Consider the following 20,063-nt stretch of genomic DNA (forward strand, 5'->3'; position numbering starts at 1 on the left):
ATCTCATCACTGACCACAAATTTTTTATCAACATCCCAAATCTTAATTGCAATTATTTTAAGTTAGGAAAACAATTATGACTACACAAGAAGAATTGCATCAATGGTATGAATTAGCCCAACAGTTACGTATTGATAGTATTCGCGCCACAACAATTGCTGGTTCTGGTCATCCGACATCATCTATGTCGGCGGCGGATTTGATGGCGGTTTTACTGACCAAATATTTTCATTACGATTTTGAGCATCCCGAAAATCCCAATAATGATCGCCTGATTTTTTCTAAAGGTCACGCTGCACCATTGCTTTATTCTATGTACAAAGCGGCCGGTGTGATTAACGATGAAGAATTGCGATCGCTGCGAAAATTGGGTAGTCGTTTAGAAGGTCATCCCACACCTATTTTACCTTGGGTAGATGTGGCAACTGGTTCTCTAGGACAAGGCTTACCCATTGCTGTGGGGTTAGCTTTAGCCGGGAAATATCTCGACCAACTTCCTTATCATGTCTGGGTACTACTGGGAGATAGTGAAACCGCCGAAGGTTCGGTTTGGGAAGCCTTTGACCACGCTGCACACTACACCTTAGATAATTTAATTGCGATTATTGATGTCAACCGCTTGGGTCAACGGGGTCAAACGGAATTAGGCTGGAATACACAAGCATACTCTCAGCGTGCCAAAGCCTTTGGTTGGCAAGCCATCGAAATTGATGGACATGATTTTAGCCAAATCGATCATGCCATGAGTACCGCGATCGCAGTTAATGATCGCCCGACAGTCATTATCGCCCGTACCAAGAAAGGTCAAGGCGTAGCTAGTTTAGAAGATTTAGGCGGTTGGCATGGTAAAGCTTTAAAACCAGAACAAGAACAACAAGCAATTGCCGAATTAGGCGGTGAACGTCAGATAATTATCCAAGTTCATCAACCAGAAACCCAAGAACCGGTTCCTACGGGTAAAGCCCAACCCCTGCAACTTCCTAGTTATGAAAAAGGCGCAAAAGTAGCCACACGTCGGGCTTATGGCGATGCTTTAAAAGCGTTAGGCAATGCTCAACCAGATGTAGTTGCCCTTGACGCTGAGGTCAGTAATTCCACTTATGTCGAAGATTTCGCCGAAGCTTTTCCCGAACGCTACTTTGAAATGTACATTGCCGAACAACAAATGATTGCGGCGGCGGTGGGTTTGCAAGTCAGAAAATATAAACCCTTTGCCTCTACTTTTGCTGCCTTTTTAACCCGCGCCTACGATTTTATCAGGATGGCGGCTGTGTCTCGCGCCAACATTAAATTAATGGGTTCTCATGCTGGTGTATCTATCGGTCAAGATGGAGCTTCGCAAATGGGATTAGAAGATTTAGCCGCTTTTCGGGCTGTGTGGAGTAGCACTGTATTGTATCCCAGCGATGCAAATCAAACCGCCAAACTAGTAGCGCAAATGAGCGATCGCCAAGGTATTGTTTACTTACGCACAACCCGCGAAGCTACACCCGTCATTTATGGTGCGGAAGAAGAATTTTCCATTGGTGGTAGTAAAGTGATTCGCAGTTCTGACCAAGACCAAGCCACTATCATTGGTGCCGGCATTACTTTACATGAAGCCCTCAAAGCTTACGAACAACTGAAAAACGACGGAATCACAGTCCGCATCATCGATGCTTATTCAGTTAAACCCATTGATGTGTCAACCCTACATCAAGCTGCACAAGACACCGAAGGTAACTTAGTTGTAGTTGAAGATCATTGGCTAGAGGGCGGATTAGGTGCGGCGGTACTGGATGCTTTCGCTGGTGTTGGAGAAATGCCAACCTACGAAGGGCCACAACTACAACTGATCAAATTAGCCGTGAGTGAAATGCCCACATCAGGAACCCCAGAAGAATTACTCCACGCCGCCAAAATCGATGCTGATGCCATAATTGCCGCAGTGCGATCGCTAGTTAAACATCCACTGAGTACGAAGTTCTGAGTGGGATTAGACAAGATTGAGGGGGTAGACAAGGTAGAATGATTGCTTCCTTGTCTCCCTTGTCTTTGTTGAATCTATCACTGAATGTTGCGGCCTCAGTAGCTAATGCCCAGGGACTTCTAAATCAAAAAATCATCAAATAAAATTCAACAACTTTATAGGGCTTACGCAAAAACCCTATCAAATCCTCTTAACTTCGTGTCCTTTGCGGTTCGTTTTTTCATGATTCTGCGTAAGTCCTGCTTTATTAAAATTCATCAGGGATTTTGTGAGTTATTATTACCCAAGTATTTAGCTTTTAATTCTTCTAATTCTTGATCTATTTCGCTGTTACTTGTAGGTGGCGATGTGGTATTTTTCGGCTGTACCTGATTTGGTTGAGATTTCCCGCCCATAAATTGAGTTTTTAATTCTTCTAATTCTAAATCAATTTGGCTTGGTGTTTTGCTCACAATTTGAGGTGGTAAAGTTGGTGATGACTGTACCTGGGATTTTACAGGTATATGTGGTTTATTTGTTGGCGCAGACTGGGTATTTAATTCTTGTAAAACTTCATCTACTGTTTGATAACGTCTAGCGGGAATGCTTTCTAGCATTTTATTGAGAATACGGCTTAAATGAGGACTCACAGGAGTAGCTAAATATTGTTGCCAAGCCCAAGTATCACTATTAGCATCATAAGAATCAAAAGGCGATCGCCCAGTTAACAAGTTAATACAAGTAGCTCCCAAGCTATAAATATCACTGCCAAAAATTGCTCTACCTCTAATTTGTTCTGGTGCCACATATTCAGGACTACCAATACTCGTACCAGTATGATTTAAAGCTGTACCCGTTGCCGATTTTGCCGCACCAAAATCGACTAAAACAAGTTTGCGATCGCTCTCACGTAAAATAATATTTTCTGGTTTAATATCACGGTGGATTACTTGTCTAGCATGGCAAAACTGCAACACCAATAATAAATCATGCAATAGTTGATAAATCTGCGTTTCGCTAAAAGTTCCATTTTGGGACAACTCCTGCGCTAAATTTAACCCATTAATAAATTCTTGTACCAAATACTGCCGATCATCTTGGGTAAAATATGCCAAAAGTTCTGGAATTTGTGGATGTTTACCCAATTCATCCAACTGCACAGCTTCTTGGTTAAATAACTCCACCGCTTTTTTGACTGTGTTTGTACCTTGGGCTTGCGGATAAAATTGCTTAATCACACAGCGCGGTTTTGAGGGTTTATCTTCATCGACAGCCAAAAAGGTTCTGCCAAAACCACCTTGTCCTATTGGACGAATGGCACGATAGCGTTCTTTGAGGAGAAGCTTGGAACCACAAGTCGTACAGAACTTAACATCAGTCGGATTTTCTGGTTTCGGACACCGAGGATTAAGGCAGTAGCTCATGCGTTGCGAACTAAGGGAGACTTGTTTTTATTGTCCCTTTTACTTGACAGAAGAGTGTTGATATTTGCTAAATGTAAATTCAAATAACTGCTGATTTTACCCTTGGGGAGAATTTTACGCGACTTTCTCCTGTTGATTCAACACCTGCAACCAATTAATCAGCCTTTGACGTTGCGCCTCACACACCTGGATACTTGCTGAACGTAGTGTCTGACGAGGAAAGATTTCTCGTAAGTCAGCCACCATTTCTAGAGTTTCACAAACCTCTAAACATTCGGCGATGTAATCAATTGATTCCATTTTTAGCCATTCGGGAGTCGCTTCCAAGCCGCAAATGTGATAATTCATAGTTTGATGTTTGGACTAGGCGATCGCTTTATACTTAAACACTATTTGTTTAAATTAATACTATTAAATCAAAAAAAAACTTAATCACTTACATTATTTTCAGAATAAACCAAATTATAGCAAAGTGCTGAGTACTGAATAAAAACTCTGTATTCTCAGGAGTTGCAGCCATCAACATAGCTCTAACAGATGCTTTGATTTTGATAAATCATCGTCAAAAGTTGCAGGAGACAATTCATCTCGTATTTATACAACGCCACAATTCTTCAAGGAACTTTTGCAATCTCATACGTAAAACCCCATACTCTAGATGTATCCATAATTAATGCCAACCTTTGCCACCAAGCCAAATGTATAACAATAATCAGCCTTTTTCTTCTACCCCTGGCTCACTGGAAATTCGCTATGGAAATTACTTTAACTATGCAATGCCGAGTGGTTGGCGAGTGGTTGAGGATGGCCAGTTTGCTGTTGTCTTAGTTTCTCCAGACAATGCAGCTTTGACAATTATGGTAGGAAATTCTGGATTGCCTGTAAATTATAATCCTGGGCAGTTTGTGTACGAGAAACTCATGGCTATGCAGCCTTATGACCTCAGAATCAGCCAGCCCCGCCCAGCGCAACCAATTGCGGGATGTTCCGTTGCTTATGAGTTTGATTGCACATACTTACACAATGGTATTTTTTGTCAAGGCATAGCTAAATGTAGTGTGGCATATAGCTACAACGTCTGTACAATGGTCATGACTTGTGCCGCCTCCCATCAACCACAATGGCCTCATTATGCTTCATGGTTGCCCCAAGTAGCATCTCAAGTTTCCGCCACCAACGGAGCCGCCTTTGGAATGCAAGGAGTTATGGCGCAGAACCTCCAAATCTCCCAAGTTGAAGGACAGAGATATCGAGAATACCGCGAATGGTCGCAACATACCTGGGATGAAGTCACCCGTCAACGCCATGAGTCGATAGACCATCAAAATTTCCAGTTCCGTGAGAACTTGGGTAATGTGACAACTTGGACAAATCCTTATGGTTATCCCATCGTGGAGTTACCCACAAACCACAACTACTATTGGATTAATCGGCAAGGACAGATATATGGTACGAATGACTATGGTGAAAATCCCAATGTCGGCTCGACTCAAGATTGGGTAAGGATGAATCGATATCAACCATAAAAACTTTGTTGACAGCAGAATTCAGGTTTTTGAGAAGAGTGTAAGGGTTTATGTGGAAAAACCTTACACCCATTCTCAACAGACAATCTTTGTGCGTCAGTTCTGAGAACTACACTTCACAACTCAATTCACCGGCTTTTTGAGTAAAACGGCGATTTTCTCTGTAATCTACAGGACAATCAATAACTGCTGGTACATCCTGTGCTAAGGCTTCTTTAAGTATCGGGATTAAATCGAGACTAGATTCCACACGATAGCCTTTTAAACCCATACTTTCAGCTAATTTGACAAAATCGGGATTACCAAAATGGACGAAAGATGAATTACCTTTGCCAAAGTGGTTTTCTTGCTTCCATTCAATTAAGCCATAGCCACCATCATTAAAGATTAAGGTGACAAAGGGAGTACCCACACGCAAAGCCGTTTCTAATTCTTGGGAATTCATCATAAAGCCACCGTCTCCAGTCACGGCGACAATTTTGCGCTTGGGATATACCAGTTTGGCGGCTAAAGCACCAGGAATTGCAATCCCCATTGCAGCAAAACCATTAGAAATAATGCAAGTATTGGGACTATGGCAATGATAATGACGCGCCATCCACATTTTATGTGCGCCAACATCGGAAATTACAATATCATCTGGCCCCATGACTTGCCGCAAGTCGTAAATTAATTTTTGCGGTTTAATCGGATAACCTTCATCATTAGCATATTGTTCATAATCAGCGCGAATTTCACCGCGTAAACTAATGGCATAAGGATTTGGTTTACCTTGGCGGTCTGCGACTTTTAAGATTTCAAACAAAGAATCAGAAATATCACCAATAACTTCGACATTACAAACATAACTACTATCAATTTCTGCCGCAGCTGTACTAATATGTACAATGGGGATTTTGCTTTCTGGATTCCATTTTTTCGGAGAAAATTCAATCAAATCATAGCCGATCGCAATTACTAAATCTGTATTATCAAAACCGCAGGTAATAAAGTCCCGTTGCTGTAAACCGACAGACCATAACGCTAAAGGATGAGTATAAGGAATTACACCTTTCCCCATAAATGTATTAGCAACGGGGATATTCATTTGCGTCGCAAACTGTGTCACCGCATCACTAGCTTGAGCGCGAATTGCACCATTACCAACTAAAATCAGTGGATTTACGGCTTGAGAAATCATCGCGGCGGCGGCGCGAATGCTGGCGAAAGATGCGTAGGTTTTTTCAATTTTATCGCGCTGTAAAGGTTTCCCTTCTACAGACATCGCAGCGATATTTTCTGGTAAATCGATATGCACTGCACCGGGTTTTTCAGTTTGCGATCGCTTGAAGGCTTTGCGGACTACTTCTGGTGTAATACTCGGTCGCACAATCTGTTTATTCCACTTTGTTACCGGGGCAAACATCGCCACCAAATCTAAATATTGATGAGATTCAATGTGCATTCTATCGGTTCCCACTTGCCCAGTAATTGCCACTAACGGCGCACCATCCAGATTGGCATCAGCCACACCAGTCATCAAATTTGTTGCCCCAGGGCCAAGGGTAGAAAGACAAACCCCAGCTTTACCCGTTAAACGTCCATAAACATCGGCCATAAAAGCCGCACCTTGTTCATGACGAGTCGTAATAAATTTAATGGTAGAGTGTTTGATTGCTTCTAAAACGTGTAAATTTTCCTCACCCGGCAGTCCAAAAACATACTCTACACCTTCATTTTCTAAACACTTTACTAATAATTCTGCTGTATTCATTTTAAGTTCCTCATCAGATGCACAAAGTAGGGAATGGGGAGTTGGGAGTGGGGAGTAGTGATACATCAAGTAAAAAGTAAAAAGGTAAAAAACTAGTTTTCTTTTAACTTTTGCCTTTTGATTTTTGCCTTTCTATTCCCCACTCCCTACTCCCTACTCACTAATCACAAATCACTTCACCCAAACAGTTTTAACATTGACAAACTCTTGTATGCCTTGAATGCTTAATTCTCGGCCATAGCCAGAACGTTTGATGCCGCCAAAGGGTAGGCGGGGGTCAGATTTAACTAAACCATTGATAAAGACTGCACCAGCTTCAATTTCGGCAATCAACCGTGAAAGTTCTTCGTCGTTGTTTGTCCAAGCACTCGCACCCAAACCAAAGGGTGTAGCATTTGCCAGTTTAATCGCTGCATCAATATTTGGCACTCGAAATAACAAGGCGACTGGGCCAAAAAATTCTTCCTGGGCAATTGGCGCGTCAAGAGGAATATCTGTGATGATTGTTGGTGGATAAAAGTTACCTGGACGATCTGATATAGGATGTCCACCAGTCAAGACTTTACCGCCGCTTTGTTTGGCAACTTGTACTTGCTGATCTAACTCTTGGAGGATATCTGGTGTGGCGAGTGGCCCTAAATCGGTGTCTGGTTGCATAGGGTCGCCGACTTTTAAAGCCAGGAATTTATCTAACAATAACTTCTCGAATTGATCAGCGATCGCTTCTTCCACAATAAAGCGTTTCGCGGCAATACAAGATTGCCCATTATTTAACATCCGGGCGGCGGTGGCTGTAGCGGCTGCGGCTGCTATATCCGCACTGGCTAAAACAATAAACGGATCACTTCCCCCCAATTCCAAAACAGTTTTTTTAATGTGTTTCCCGGCGTTGGCGGCTAAAGACGCACCAGCAGGTTCACTTCCAGTTAACGTAGCAGCTTTTACTCGGTCATCAGCAATTAAATCAGCTACTTTTGCCGCACCAATTAATAAAGTTTGAAATACACCTCCAGGAAAACCAGCCCGTTGGAAAATATCGGCAATTGCTAAAGCAGATTGCGGTACATTCGACGCATGTTTTAATAAACCAACATTACCTGCCATCAGTGCAGGTGCAGCAAAGCGAAACACTTGCCAAAATGGAAAATTCCACGGCATTACTGCCAAAATTACCCCCAACGGCTGATAGCGGACAAAGCTATGACTAGCATCTGTTTTTACAGCTACATCAGCCAAAAAATCAGCAGCGTTTTCCGCATAATAGCGACAAACAGCAGCACATTTTTCAACTTCTGCGATCGCGGCTTTGTATGGTTTACCCATTTCCAGCGTCATGATTTTGCCAAAGTCTGCCTTTTCTTGGTCTAAAATTTCCGCAGCCTTTTGCAACCAGAGCGATCGCTGCGGGAAACTCGTTTTGCGGTATTGTTCAAAAGCCTGATTTGCCAAATTTAGTTTAGCGGCAATTTCTGTATCTTTGAGTGGCTCAAAAGTTTTGAGCGTCTCCCCAGTGGCGGGATTGATGGTGGCGATAGCCATTACCTGACCCCCATTAAAAAACAGCTTGAAGTAGCCGCCTATTTTTACACAAATTAGTTATAGAAGCTACCACCCAAATTGTAGACTTCTTGCTCAAAATTGGTTGCTTAATATTACAATTTCGCAATTAAATATATAACAATAGATACACTAATCGACTGTATTTTTAGGTAGATACAGACAAGATTAAATTAGGTTGTACAGCAATCCTAAATAATTGATAAAAATCTCTCTCCCTTGTCTGCCTTGTCCTCCTTGTCTCTGTTGTTCATATATCAAATAGGGACGCTATGGATAAGATTTGTTTGCTCAATTACTAGGCAAAAATTACTAGATATTGTGATCATGTTTGTGGGTGCGATCGCTAAATAATCAAGCGTACAACCTGATATCAAGCCAGGATTTTAAGATAACACCGAAAACATCAAAGTGCTACTCGCAAAACTCTGAAAGTAGAGTCTGATATTTTTTGCCGCTTGTTCCACCACCAAATGTAAAAGTTTGTATCGAAACCTTGTCAGTCTTTGATGATAGGATTATTTAAATTTTGACCCTGATCGGTAACATAACAGGCACAAAGTCTAAAAAAACTCTATAGATAAACGTTAATTTCACGAAAAATCAGCAGTATTTCTCAACAGATGGTATAAAAGTTGCAGCAGAAGACACCAAAACCTTCCAAAACACAAGCAGATATTTTAAATAAGTTCAAACAGTATTAGGGGTAGCTATTATGCCAACAATTCATTTAATAGATGGTGAAAAAGGTGGGGTAGGAAAGTCGCTAGTCACCAGGACAATGATTCAATATTGCTTAGATAAGAAAATTCCCTTTGTACCCATAGAGACGGATAGATCAAATCCTGACGTGGCTGGCGTTTATAAGGGTATGTGTCAGTATGCTGTGTTTACCGAAGATGAACGCCAAGCCGACAAAGCCGATAGAATCTTTGAAATGGCAATGTCTAAGCCAGTAATTGTCAATCTCGCCGCCCAAAGCCATCGCGCCGTCAAAAACTGGATTGATAAAAACCAGTTACTCGAACTCGGAAGCGCCGAAGGAGTTAGTTTTTGCAAGTGGTTTGTCACTACAGGCGGCTATGACAGCCTCAATTTATTTGTTCAGTCAATCAATAGTTATGGTGAGAAAGTTCCCCATGTCCTCGTCAGGAATTGCGGACTATGTGACGACTGGGAACACGTTGATTCTGACCCGAATATGCAACAGTTAGTACAGAAGCATAACGTTCGGGTTGTGGACTTTCCGAAATTGGCATACAAAGAAAGAAATATCATTGACCAAACTCGAATGACCTTCTCAGAAGCAAGAGAATACAAAGAATTTGGTATTTTGAGCAAACAGCGAGTCGTACATTTTCTCAAGCTGGCTTACGCTGCTTTTGAAAAAGTTGGCATTTGGTATGAAGAAGTAAAGCAGGCTTAAAATTGAGTCGATATTTATCCACAACACAAGTAGTTTTAGTGTTGTGGCCTTACCCTAATTAGGACTTACTAGCATTGAGAATCTCACGAAAATCCACTTCTACTGGATGACCAAACCCTTTAGGTGCTGGTACAAGTGGTTTCAATACTTCCCACTCTGCATCACTCAAATCGCTGGCATAGGGTTTCCTTTGGGGATTGGAAATCTCAGGTAGACTACTCATTTTTTTTACAACTATTCCACCTAATCTAGATTAAAATCCAGTCCCGCTCATTCAAAAGCTCTTTATCTTTTCTTGACGAATCACCTCTTAAACAGATTGCTAATCTTACCGATGAACGACGTTGGATTCTCCAGTTTCTCGGCGCTCCTTGCAGAAAATATTATCTCTTAACCTGATACACCTGCGGAATGTAGGTTTGAATGCCATGAATAGTAAAACTTTTCCTCCTGCCTTCTGCTATATATTTCGCGGCGGAATTTCTCGTCCTTGATAGAATTGTTTTTCTAACTTGCCTAAGCCAAACCAAATTCCGCCACCGAGTAATACAGCTAAGTTAGCAATAATCACGGTGAGATTAGAAGTATGACCTGGAAGCAAGACCGATAAAGACAATAAACTCCAAATTAATGCTGTTGCTATCACAACTCCTAGCCGCAAACGTTGGAGGTTTTTTAGGGCAGTTCGACAACTACTGCAATGTTTCGTGTGGGAATGGTATCTATCTAATAAAGCTTCTTTGGGTAGTGGCGGTGGTAAGGTTTTTCCGGGAAATGATTCTGCACAATATTGCTTTACCCAAGAACGCAATTGAAATACAAAAATATCCGCTTTAGTTGGTAAATAAAACGCCTTGGTAAAGTTATCAGTGCCACCTTTTTGTTCTAAATAACGCTCTTGGTGATGTAAGAAAATCTGGTCATCTTCGAGTACCCCATTTTGCCCTAGATGAGAGTACCAGCGAGGTGTGAGTTTAATAAATAATCCTGGTAATTTTGATGAAAATTTGAAAGGAAAACGTGCAAATAAACGACATTCTCCTTTACGTATAGGAGTTGCGTAAACGACTGTTAATGTTCTACCAAATTGCTTGGAGGTGAGATCATGCCACATCAACCCCGGCGCAATAAAGGTGGTATCTTGTTTGCCTAAAGTGCCTTTGCGGGGGCCTTCTTGCCAAAGTCCTTTAAAGCCCCATTTGCCTGATTCAACAATTTCCAATTCTACAGGCGATACATTGGCGCGGTTGCCAACAGTGCGATGATGAGTATAAGGAATGTGGCTGGAATCGAGAACATTTTCCATTAATGTCAAAGCATCGTAAGGTAAGTCTCGAAAGGTATTTAGGCAAACCCAGCCATCTGGATCTTCTTCTAAAATATCAACGATGGGAACCGGAGTTTTCGCAGCATTCTCAGCTTTACCAGGATAAACAAACAATAACCCTTGGCTTACTGTGGTTGGGAGTGATTTCGCACAAGCGCGGGGAGATGTTTCGGCTTTTGTTCCTGGTACTTGTTGGGGAATGCTTTCACATTTGCCTGTTCCCGAAAATGCCCAACCGTGATAAGGACATTCTAACCAGCCATCTTCGTTGACTCTGCCTTCGGAAAGTGGCGCTAAACGGTGTGGACATTGGTCTTCAAAGGCTCGCCAAGTTTGTTCATTTTTGTCCCACCATAAAACTAAGTCTTGCTCTAGTAAGGTGAAGCGTGTTAGCTGGGATTTATCTAAATCGGTGACATAGTGGACAGGATACCAAACTTCTAACCAATCAAAGCGTTCTGGGTCTAGTCCACCAGCAAATAAATTTTCTGTGGTTGTTGGGGATAATGGCTCTAACAGGCTGTTGGACATAATGAGTGAGATGCGTCAAGTAATAATTGTCTACTCACCAAAAATGTAACAATTTTTTAACGATGATGGCAGGCCAGCAGCATGAAATCAGCCAATGGTCTAAATTAACAAGCAGTTGCACAAAACAATTTCAACACTATGGCAGTAGACACAAGGGAATGTGCAGAGGCGAAACTAGCGTTACGTCAGGCTTTGGCTGCTTGCGGTGGCAACACTAAGGATGAAACTGTAATTGCTGCGATTGAAAATCTGCGACTTGTCAACCCGAATCCAGCACCAACTCGCAACGGTAAGCTATTAGATAGCAACTGGGTATTAATTAGTGCGCCTAATTTTCCTGGTGGTGAACGTTTGGCAAATGGTAAGTTTGCCTATACTCTTGGTCGTTTGGCGTTTAATATGTTTCAGCCGACAAAACTAAAATTAGTAATTGACCGAGTTTCACAACCTGTTTTTTTATTAGGAAATGGCGAACAGCGCAGTCACGATATTGTTGTCGAATTTACGACGGCTGATGAAAATTATCCGCAGATATCTGGGGTTGTGCGAAATTTAGGTGTGTGTGAACCAATTAGTGATACTGTGCTACAAGTCAAATTTACTGGGGGAATTTTAGCACCACAAGACCCAACTAAAATGGATGAATGGCTTGCAGTTTTTGGTCAGCAGAGTCAAAATGTCAAACGCAGTTTTAAAGACAGTTTGATATTGGGTTTTTTGAAGTTAATGTTTGGTCTGGTTCCACCACAAGGAATTAATGCTGAGACTGGAGAGGTTAAGTTTATCATGGAGCGATCGCCTAAAGGTCGCCTAGAAATTCTCTATCTTGATGAGGAGTTGCGAATCACTTATGGCGAAAAGGGAACCATTTTAGTATGTGAAAGGCAATAACAATCATAATGAAGGCAGGAGACAGGAGGCAGGAGTCAAAACGACTGCTATATTTGAAATTTACAATACTAAGCTTCAAAAATAATATTCCTACTGTCTACTCCCTAAGTTCTACTCCCACTCATGCTCATGCAAACCCCCTCTACTGTTTCAAATTTAATTGCTGCGGGCTTTCATGCACTTTCCGATCCGCTACGGATTAATATATTGGAATTATTGCGACAGCAAGAACTTTGTGTATGTGATTTATGCGATGCTTTGAGTGTAAGTCAATCAAAACTCTCATTTCACCTCAAAACATTGAAGGACGCTCGTTTAGTTAATTCCCGTCAAGAAGGACGCTGGATTTATTACGGTTTAAATATTCCGCAGTTTAGTGTTTTAGAGCAATATTTAGCAGATTATCGTCAGCATAGTTTGATATCACCTGTACGTTCTTGTTGTGATTAGATCAGGATTTGTTCTGTGAAGACTGGGTGTAGGGGTGTAAGGGTATAAGGGTGTAAAGATTTGGAATAACTACACCCTTCTTTAAACCCTTAATTTTTCTATAGATATAACTCAGCACTCTCATCACTAACGCGCTTTAGTATCTGGTACAACTGGTAATTTAGGTTTTTGTTGTGATTGTTGTTCTTTTTGTGCTTGCAATTTTTGTTGGGCGATGGGTTGATTAGCTAATGCTAAAGTATTTTTGGGATCAAGTTGTAAGGTAGCAGTAAAAGTATTGACAGCATCTTCTAATTTACCCAATCTTAATAAGGCAACGCCTTTACCAGCTAAAATATTTGCATCCATAGGAGCCAAAGTACTAGCTTGGTTATAAGCATTAATCGCCTCATCATATCGAGCTAAATTAAATAGAACTATGCCTCGGTTGTACCATCCTTGCGGTAAATTAGGATTGATACCAATTGCTCTATCCGCAGATACCAAGGCTTCTTGATTTCTTGATAAATGCCATAAAACCACACTGCGGTTAGCCCAAATATTTGCTATGAGTGATTGATCTGTGAATTTGCCTACATTTTCTAATGCTTTATTATAAGCTGCTAGGGATGCAGAATAGCGGTCTAATGTTTTAAGGATTCTGCCTTTATTAAACCATGCTTGAGCATATTTCGGATTAATTTCAGTGGCGCGATCGCTACTAGCAATTGCATCAGAATATCTGCCTAAATACCATTGAGTTGCTGCACGATTATTCCATGCTTCAGCATAGTTGGGATTGAGGGCGATAGCTCTTTCGATTGAGGCTAATCCTTCTTCGTAATTTCCTAATCCAGCTAAGGCGATACCTCGTTCTTGCCAAGCTAAGGCGGGACTAATATCTCCCCAGCGGCTATCACCTTGGAGTGCTTGTTCTGCGGCTGCTTGTGCTTCTTTAAATTTACCTAATTTGTTGAAACTGGCACTTTGACTGGCTAAAGCTAAAGCATAATTAGGACTTAGTTTGACAGCGAATTCATAAGAAACTGCCGCTTGTTCTGGTTTACCAATAGCTGCTAATGCTCTACCATGTTCTAACCAAATCTCTGCATCTTTGGGATTCATCGCCACGGCTTGATCAAAGGAGGCGATCGCTTCTTCTAATTGCCCGTTTTTTTTTCTGTGCCAAGCCTTTAGTATACCAAGCAATTGCAGGTGTAGTTTCACCCCAGTTTTTGTTAACTTTAATGGCTGCGTCACAAGCGGCAATCGCTTCGCTGAATCTGCTTAAATTTGATAATGCTTGACAATTTCCGACTAAGGCTAAAGAATTTTCAGGATTGATTTCCAAGGTACGTTGATAGGAGGTAATTGCTGCGTCTAATTGCCCTAATTTACTCTGCCCTAAAGCCCGGTTATACAAGGCTACAACTTCTGTATGATTGCCCCAGTTACCATCAGAACGCAAGGCTAAATCACAAGCAGCGATCGCTTCGGCAGTTTTGTTTAAATTTAATAAGGCTTCACATCTTTGCGCTAAAGCTAAAGAATATTTTGGTTGCAGGCGTAAGGTGCGATCGGCTGACACCAACGCTTCACTATATTTGGCTTGCTTGAGTAAAATTTCTGTGCGGGTAATCCAAATTTCTGGTTCGTCGGGTTTGATTGCAATCCCTTGATTACAAGCTGCGATCGCTTCATCATATTTCTTTTCCTCTCCCAACAACTTACAAAAATTTGCCCAATAGTCAAAGTCTTTAATTTCTAACTTTTCTTCAGCAAACAAACTTGTCGGTACTAACGAATTTGCTAATACCATAACTGCCGTTAGTCCCCCGACAATACTGCTAGATTTGACTGTTTTACCTAACCAGTTATTAATAGCTTGTCTACGTCCTGGCTGGGTATTAGCATGAAAATTTCTCATATTTTTTAAAGTTTGTCAATAATATTTAACGTTGCTGACAATAATCAATTGCAGTCCGCATCAACTTTAGCAAACACATCTAGAACAAATTATTTTTGCAACCATTCGCAAAAATTAACATCTTTAACTAGGAGAAACTGCAAACTTTTATAAATTGTCGGCAACTTAATAAGTTAATCTATATTCTATTGTTCCAAAAGATAACTAAAATTTTAAACTCTCAATAAATAAATTAAAAAAATCTAATTTTTATGCAGCCAGTAATTTCTATCATCATCACAGTTTACAACCGCGCCAATTATCTGAAATTAGCTATAGAAAGTGTTTTATCGCAAACTCGCCCAGACTTTGAACTGCTGATTTGGGATGATGGTTCTACAGATAATAGCCTAGCCATTGCCCGTGAATATGAACAGCGCGATCGCCGCGTGCGGGTAATAGCCAGCCAAGATAATCTGGGAGTAGCCAAAGCTTTAAAAGCTGCGATCGCCGAAACTTGTGGTAAATATATTGGTTGGCTAGATAGTGATGATTTACTCGCCTCTACCGCCCTGGCAGAAACAGCAGCAGTATTAGATGCTAAACCCAATATTGGCTGGGTTTACACCGACTATTTAGACATTGACGAAAACAATACAATTCTCAGTTATGGCTATCGTTGTCTTGTACCTTATAGTAGTGAAGAACTCTTAAATCGGTTCATAACATTTCATTTTCGGCTAATTCGCCGTGAAGTGTTGGAATTAGCCGGAGGAATTGACGAAACACTGGCAACAGTAGAAGATTATGATTTATGCCTGCGACTGTCAGAAGTTGCTGAAGTAGAGCATATCTATCAGCCCTTATACTACTACCGCACCCATCCTGAAACCTTATCACAGCAACGCAGACAAGAGCAAATCAAAAAAGCTCAACTAGCAATTATCAAGGCACAAAAAACGCCGACAGCAAATCCAACCTAGCTTACAAAAGAAAGCCCTCATTCCTGGTAGCAAGATAACTTTCCCTGCTATTACCAAAGCTAAAAAGCAAACATTAGTACTCAGCAACATCGCTTTGCTACTATGCCTTATACCCAAAACAGCGATAGCGCAAAACATCACCCCCGCTAATGATGGCACAGGCACAACAGTTAACAGCCAAGGCAACAACATCAATATTAGTGGAGGTAGCCTCAGCAGCGACAAAGCCAACCTCTTCCACAGCTTCAGTAAATTTGGACTAGATGCCAACCAAACAGCCAACTTCTTATCGCAACCATCCATTCAAAACATCTTAGGCAGAGTCACAGGCGGGGACGCATCCATCATTAACGGCATAATTCGCGTCACAGGTGGCAATTCCAACTTATATTTAATCAACCCCGCAGGCATTATCTTTGGACAAAACGCCAGTTTAAATGTACCAGCATCTTTTACAGCTACCACAGCCACTCGTCTCGGTTTTGGCAATAATAACTGGTTAAATGCTGTTGGCACAAACAACTACAGTCAACTTATTGGTACACCTAATAGTTTTGCTTTTGATAGTAACGTTGCTAGTGCGATTTTCAACCAAGGTAATTTAGCTGTACCGTCAGGAAATAATTTAAGTTTATTTGGCGGCACAGTGGTAAGTACAGGCAGTTTATCAGCACCAGGGGGTAACGTCACAATTGCGGCTGTACCGGGAAGTAGCTTACTCAAAGTCAGTTTGGCGGGAAATCCTTTGAGTTTGGAAATTCAACCGTTAAATTCCACTAATGATAATTTGCCATCGAATGATTTGGCGGCATTATTAACTGGTGGTGGTGGTAGCAATGCCACTAATTTGGTTGTCGATAATGGTGAGGTGAAGTTAACTGGCTCTGGTTTGACTGTTAACAATGGTGATGTTGTCGTCAATCAAGCATCTGGAAAAAATGTCACCCTCGCTGCCAACCACAATTTAACACTACCAGAAAGTCAACTTGCCGCCACAAATAACTTAAATTTACTGGCGAAAGATACAGTCAGAGTTCGTGATAGTGTCGCTAAAAATTTCTCGGCTACTGCTGGTAATAAACTCACAATTCAAGGCAATCAAGGTATTGATATTTTTGCGATTAATCACTTAAAGCAAACAACTTTTATCAGTGGTGGGAATCTCTCTTTAGTTAGTGATGGCAAGATTTCTTTAGACGCGCATTTTGCTAGTGGTGGTAAATTTGCAATTCTCAATTCTCAGCAGCAAGCAGCGAACTTTATTAGTTTAGTTGACCCAATTTTTAGTTCTAACCAAGATGTTATTTTTGGTAACTATACTGGGCCATCTTTAAAAGTAGAATCCCGTGGGAGCATTACGACTGGCGAAATTGTGATTACTGATGCAGATAATTTACTTTCTAGTACTACTGCTGATGGTCAAATTTTGAGCAGTCAGCCAGCTTTGATTTTACGAGCAGGTGTAAGTAGCTTACAAGAAGTTACCAGTGGAGTTTCATTCACATCAACAGGCAGCACATCTTCACCAGGTAATGTGAATGTCACAGGTGATATTTCATTTAGTAACTATGGTGGCCCTGTAATTATCAGTGCTACAGGTAATATTACTACTCAAAATATCACTAGTCCTCAAAATAACGATAACATCAGTGGGCGAGTCGAACTGACAGCTGGAGGTGATATCAACACCAACGATATTACTACTGCTAGCGGTGGAACCAGTGGTGCTGTGACTTTAATAGCCGGAGGTAGCATTACCACAGGTGATATTGACACATCATTTAACAACGAAGATAGTGGTACAGCAGGTCAAGTAAATCTTACAGCCGGAAATAGCATTACCACAGGAGATATTGACACATCTGCAATAGGTTTTGGAGATGTAATTGCAGGTGCAGTCACACTCCAAGCAGGGACTAGCGGCACATTTGGTAAGAACATTACTTTTAATAGTATCAATACTCAAGGTTTTGTTGGAGAAGGGGTGGGCGGTACTGGTGGAAATGTTAATGTTTTAGCCTACGGCTTAGTAAGAGGCACAGGCAGAATTTTTAATGGTGATAGTCCAGATACAATTAACACTACTGGGGGTATAACTTCAGGCTCAATTACGATTCAACATGATGGTGGGCCAAATAACGTCCCATTTATTGTTGGTAATGCTACTACAAATGGGACATTAGGAGCAATTAATACTGGTACGACATCTATCACGCCTACTTCACCAATTAATTCTTTTCCTGTTCTACCAAATGGTGGAACTGCATCTGGTACTCCGGCTGGAATTACAATTAATTCGATTAATACACCACCGACTATCACAACCAATTCACTGTTTTCCACAATCCCAAATCAATCAATAACTTTCACATTTGGATCTTTAAATCCAATTACTAGTGATGTCAATAATGACAACTTGACTATCATTTTTGATGCGATTTCATCTGGTACTTTAACCTTTCAAGATGGTACACCCGTGACATCTGGTAGCGTATTAACTTCTAGTACAGTATTAGTATATACACCACCTGCAAATTCGAGTGGTGTCATCCCAGCTTTTACCGTCAGAAGCAGTGATGGCGTTTCTCAATCTGATCCGCAGCAGGTGAATGTAACTGTTGTTCCAGATACCAATGTTGATGATCCACTACCATCAGACCCACCGATCATCACTGATCCAACAAAACCAATTGTGAAAGATCCCACATCTAAAATAGATGAAAAGTTCACTGACCAGGTAGGAACATACTTAGGAGAGGGTAAACAGCCGATTAAAAGCATCACTGAGGCGCGTGATATTTTGACTAAGATTGAATCTGCTACAGGTGCTAAACCTGCCTTAATTTATGTTTCATTTGTTCCTGCAAGCATTAAAGAAACTGCTCAATTACCCATTCTCTCTAAAGATAACGACATTCTAGAGTTAGTGGTGGTAACGGCTAAAGGTGAACCCATTCGGCAAGTATTACCAAATGTAACGCGATCGCAAGTTCTCGCAGCCAGTCGTCAATTAACCAGCGCCGTCACAGATCCCGCCCTGCGTCGCACCTATATCAAACCAGCGCAACAACTATACAATTGGCTAATTGCACCCATTGAATCTAGCCTCAAAACCAGAGAAATTAATAACTTAGTTTTTCTCATGGATACTGGATTACGAGCTTTGCCCGTAGCAGCACTGTATGATGGTCAACAATATTTAGTTGAACGCTATAGTGTTGGTTTAATGCCCAGCCTCAGCTTAACTAATACTCAATATGTTGACATTAAAAAAGCCCAAGTTTTGGGTATGGGCGCATCGCAATTCACCAACCTCGACCCATTACCAGCAGTCCCCACAGAATTAAACACCATCACTCAGAAAGTTTGGCAAGGTAAAGCCTTTTTAAACGAAGCCTTCACTTTAAAAAATCTCAAAGCCCAACGACAACAAACACCCTACGGAATTGTCCACCTCGCTACCCACGGCGAATTTAGAAAAGGTGCGCCCGGTAACTCTTACATTCAATTGTGGGATAGCCAACTGAGAATGGATCAAATGCGTCAACTTGGTTGGAATAACCCACCTGTAGAACTAGTAGTACTTAGTGCTTGTCGTACAGCTTTAGGTGATGAAGATGCAGAATTAGGTTTTGCTGGCTTTGCGGTGCAAGCTGGTGCTAAATCTGCATTGGCCAGTTTATGGTATGTTTCCGATGAAGGCACATTTAGCTTAATGACTGAATTTTACGAAAAGTTAAAACAAGCCCCAATTAAAGCTGAAGCCCTCCGACAAGCACAAATAGCAATGCTCAAAGGAGAAGTACGCCTAGAAAACGGTAAACTTAAAACTTCTCATGGTGATTTACCACTACCACCAGTCCTACTAGAACTTGGTGATAAAAGCCTGACTCATCCTTATTTCTGGTCAGCTTTTACCATGATTGGTAATCCTTGGTAGATTACAGCATTTATAGGCGTTGCATAAATGCGGGATGAATTAAGCCTTTTTAGCAAAGTTAATTATCGATTTTTTGCGCTTACCTTGCGGGTACTCCTTCGGAGAACTCGTAAGAGTAGCGCGAAACAAAAAACACTCTGCTAATCAGTAACGCCCATTTATGCTGTGATAAACCTTGAAAGTTATAGCGGTAGCTGTGGGTCTCAATCCTCTACTAATTAATTCTGAATCCCTCTCCAATCTGAAAATATCGCTATTTTAAGATTAATTCACATAAATCTGAATATTTTATTGATTTTGTGCAATTCTTGACTTAAACAGCCTGAATAAGTATATACTTAACTGTGTATAATTTAAATCACCAAAGTAGAAACTTAAATTGAGTTATTACTCAAAATAAATATGTTATTAGTTTTTTTTTT

At 41.1% G+C, this 20,063-nt stretch carries 14 protein-coding genes and 1 pseudogene; 7 read left to right on the top strand and 8 right to left on the bottom strand.

Going from position 1 to position 20,063, the window contains the following annotated elements; genetic code table 11:
- The first annotated feature begins 76 nt into the window (after window positions 1–76).
- Entirely contained in the window at window positions 77–1,969 is a 1,893-nt protein-coding gene (locus ACX27_RS25300) for a transketolase (protein WP_062296475.1), read from the top strand.
- A 257-nt stretch (window positions 1,970–2,226) separates the two neighbouring features.
- Here ACX27_RS25300 and ACX27_RS25305 read toward each other — a convergent pair whose 3' ends face one another.
- Both ACX27_RS25305 and ACX27_RS25310 read right to left on the bottom strand, forming a co-directional pair.
- Window positions 2,227–3,372 (bottom strand): serine/threonine-protein kinase, encoded by a 1,146-nt coding sequence (locus tag ACX27_RS25305; RefSeq protein ID WP_062296477.1) that lies wholly within the window; start codon window positions 3,370–3,372, stop codon window positions 2,227–2,229.
- 114 nt (window positions 3,373–3,486) lie between these two features.
- Window positions 3,487–3,720 (bottom strand): hypothetical protein, encoded by a 234-nt coding sequence (locus tag ACX27_RS25310; RefSeq protein WP_062296479.1) that lies wholly within the window; start codon window positions 3,718–3,720, stop codon window positions 3,487–3,489.
- Between the two features lie 350 nt (window positions 3,721–4,070).
- Here ACX27_RS25310 and ACX27_RS25315 point away from each other — a divergent pair, with 350 nt between their 5' ends.
- Window positions 4,071–4,898 carry a hypothetical protein gene (locus ACX27_RS25315; RefSeq protein ID WP_062296481.1) on the top strand — a complete coding sequence of 276 codons (828 nt, stop codon included), beginning with the start codon at window positions 4,071–4,073 and terminating at the stop codon, window positions 4,896–4,898.
- Window positions 4,899–5,007: 109 nt separating this feature from the next.
- Here ACX27_RS25315 and ACX27_RS25320 read toward each other — a convergent pair whose 3' ends face one another.
- Together ACX27_RS25320 and ACX27_RS25325 are read right to left on the bottom strand one after the other, a co-directional pair.
- The gene (locus tag ACX27_RS25320) at window positions 5,008–6,651 is read right to left on the bottom strand and encodes an acetolactate synthase large subunit (RefSeq protein WP_062296483.1); all 1,644 of its coding nucleotides are present in this window, start codon (window positions 6,649–6,651) and stop codon (window positions 5,008–5,010) included.
- Window positions 6,652–6,822: 171 nt separating this feature from the next.
- Entirely contained in the window at window positions 6,823–8,190 is a 1,368-nt protein-coding gene (locus tag ACX27_RS25325) for an NAD-dependent succinate-semialdehyde dehydrogenase (protein ID WP_062296485.1), read from the bottom strand.
- A 733-nt stretch (window positions 8,191–8,923) separates the two neighbouring features.
- On the opposite strand from ACX27_RS25325, the gene ACX27_RS25330 reads away from it, so the two are divergent.
- On the top strand, window positions 8,924–9,634 hold the full coding sequence (locus tag ACX27_RS25330) for a P-loop NTPase family protein (RefSeq protein ID WP_062296487.1): 711 nt from the start codon (window positions 8,924–8,926) through the stop codon (window positions 9,632–9,634).
- Between the two features lie 70 nt (window positions 9,635–9,704).
- On the opposite strand, the pseudogene ACX27_RS25335 reads toward ACX27_RS25330, so the two are convergent.
- Both ACX27_RS25335 and ACX27_RS25340 read right to left on the bottom strand, forming a co-directional pair.
- Window positions 9,705–9,857 (bottom strand): annotated as a pseudogene (locus ACX27_RS25335) (IS5/IS1182 family transposase); the annotation flags it as partial.
- Between the two features lie 237 nt (window positions 9,858–10,094).
- Window positions 10,095–11,492, bottom strand: coding sequence for an aromatic ring-hydroxylating dioxygenase subunit alpha (locus ACX27_RS25340; RefSeq protein ID WP_062296488.1), 1,398 nt, complete (start codon window positions 11,490–11,492; stop codon window positions 10,095–10,097).
- 138 nt (window positions 11,493–11,630) lie between these two features.
- Here ACX27_RS25340 and ACX27_RS25345 point away from each other — a divergent pair, with 138 nt between their 5' ends.
- Together ACX27_RS25345 and ACX27_RS25350 are read left to right on the top strand one after the other, a co-directional pair.
- Window positions 11,631–12,383, top strand: coding sequence for a PAP/fibrillin family protein (locus ACX27_RS25345; RefSeq protein ID WP_062296490.1), 753 nt, complete (start codon window positions 11,631–11,633; stop codon window positions 12,381–12,383).
- Between the two features lie 129 nt (window positions 12,384–12,512).
- The gene (locus tag ACX27_RS25350; RefSeq protein ID WP_062298565.1) at window positions 12,513–12,833 is read left to right on the top strand and encodes an ArsR/SmtB family transcription factor; all 321 of its coding nucleotides are present in this window, start codon (window positions 12,513–12,515) and stop codon (window positions 12,831–12,833) included.
- Between the two features lie 126 nt (window positions 12,834–12,959).
- Here the strand turns inward: ACX27_RS25350 and ACX27_RS34415 are convergent, their stop codons facing one another.
- Together ACX27_RS34415 and ACX27_RS34420 are read right to left on the bottom strand one after the other, a co-directional pair.
- The gene (locus tag ACX27_RS34415) at window positions 12,960–14,021 is read right to left on the bottom strand and encodes a tetratricopeptide repeat protein (RefSeq protein ID WP_235526378.1); all 1,062 of its coding nucleotides are present in this window, start codon (window positions 14,019–14,021) and stop codon (window positions 12,960–12,962) included.
- Window positions 13,951–14,739 (bottom strand): tetratricopeptide repeat protein, encoded by a 789-nt coding sequence (locus ACX27_RS34420; RefSeq protein WP_062296494.1) that lies wholly within the window; start codon window positions 14,737–14,739, stop codon window positions 13,951–13,953. Before ACX27_RS34420 ends, ACX27_RS34415 begins: the two co-directional genes overlap by 71 nt.
- Before the next feature lie 251 nt (window positions 14,740–14,990).
- Here ACX27_RS34420 and ACX27_RS25365 point away from each other — a divergent pair, with 251 nt between their 5' ends.
- Window positions 14,991–15,701, top strand: a complete 711-nt coding sequence (locus ACX27_RS25365) for a glycosyltransferase (protein WP_062296496.1) — start codon at window positions 14,991–14,993, stop codon at window positions 15,699–15,701.
- Window positions 15,702–15,795: 94 nt separating this feature from the next.
- The gene (locus ACX27_RS25370) at window positions 15,796–19,641 is read left to right on the top strand and encodes a CHAT domain-containing protein (RefSeq protein WP_062296498.1); all 3,846 of its coding nucleotides are present in this window, start codon (window positions 15,796–15,798) and stop codon (window positions 19,639–19,641) included.
- Window positions 19,642–20,063 lie beyond the last annotated feature (422 nt).

Source organism: Nostoc piscinale CENA21, from assembly GCF_001298445.1.
GTDB classification, from domain to species: Bacteria; Cyanobacteriota; Cyanobacteriia; order Cyanobacteriales; family Nostocaceae; genus Nostoc_B; species Nostoc_B piscinale_A.

What these genes read in the sequence shown, in the direction of transcription:
- ACX27_RS25300 (WP_062296475.1), top strand. Translation starts at nt 77, where the DNA reads ATGACTACACAAGAAGAATTGCATCAATGGTATGAATTAGCCCAACAG.
- ACX27_RS25305 (WP_062296477.1), bottom strand. Translation starts at nt 3,372, where the DNA reads ATGAGCTACTGCCTTAATCCTCGGTGTCCGAAACCAGAAAATCCGACT.
- ACX27_RS25310 (WP_062296479.1), bottom strand. Translation starts at nt 3,720, where the DNA reads ATGAATTATCACATTTGCGGCTTGGAAGCGACTCCCGAATGGCTAAAA.
- ACX27_RS25315 (WP_062296481.1), top strand. Translation starts at nt 4,071, where the DNA reads ATGTATAACAATAATCAGCCTTTTTCTTCTACCCCTGGCTCACTGGAA.
- ACX27_RS25320 (WP_062296483.1), bottom strand. Translation starts at nt 6,651, where the DNA reads ATGAATACAGCAGAATTATTAGTAAAGTGTTTAGAAAATGAAGGTGTA.
- ACX27_RS25325 (WP_062296485.1), bottom strand. Translation starts at nt 8,190, where the DNA reads ATGGCTATCGCCACCATCAATCCCGCCACTGGGGAGACGCTCAAAACT.
- ACX27_RS25330 (WP_062296487.1), top strand. Translation starts at nt 8,924, where the DNA reads ATGCCAACAATTCATTTAATAGATGGTGAAAAAGGTGGGGTAGGAAAG.
- ACX27_RS25340 (WP_062296488.1), bottom strand. Translation starts at nt 11,492, where the DNA reads ATGTCCAACAGCCTGTTAGAGCCATTATCCCCAACAACCACAGAAAAT.
- ACX27_RS25345 (WP_062296490.1), top strand. Translation starts at nt 11,631, where the DNA reads ATGGCAGTAGACACAAGGGAATGTGCAGAGGCGAAACTAGCGTTACGT.
- ACX27_RS25350 (WP_062298565.1), top strand. Translation starts at nt 12,513, where the DNA reads ATGCAAACCCCCTCTACTGTTTCAAATTTAATTGCTGCGGGCTTTCAT.
- ACX27_RS34420 (WP_062296494.1), bottom strand. Translation starts at nt 14,739, where the DNA reads ATGAGAAATTTTCATGCTAATACCCAGCCAGGACGTAGACAAGCTATT.
- ACX27_RS25365 (WP_062296496.1), top strand. Translation starts at nt 14,991, where the DNA reads ATGCAGCCAGTAATTTCTATCATCATCACAGTTTACAACCGCGCCAAT.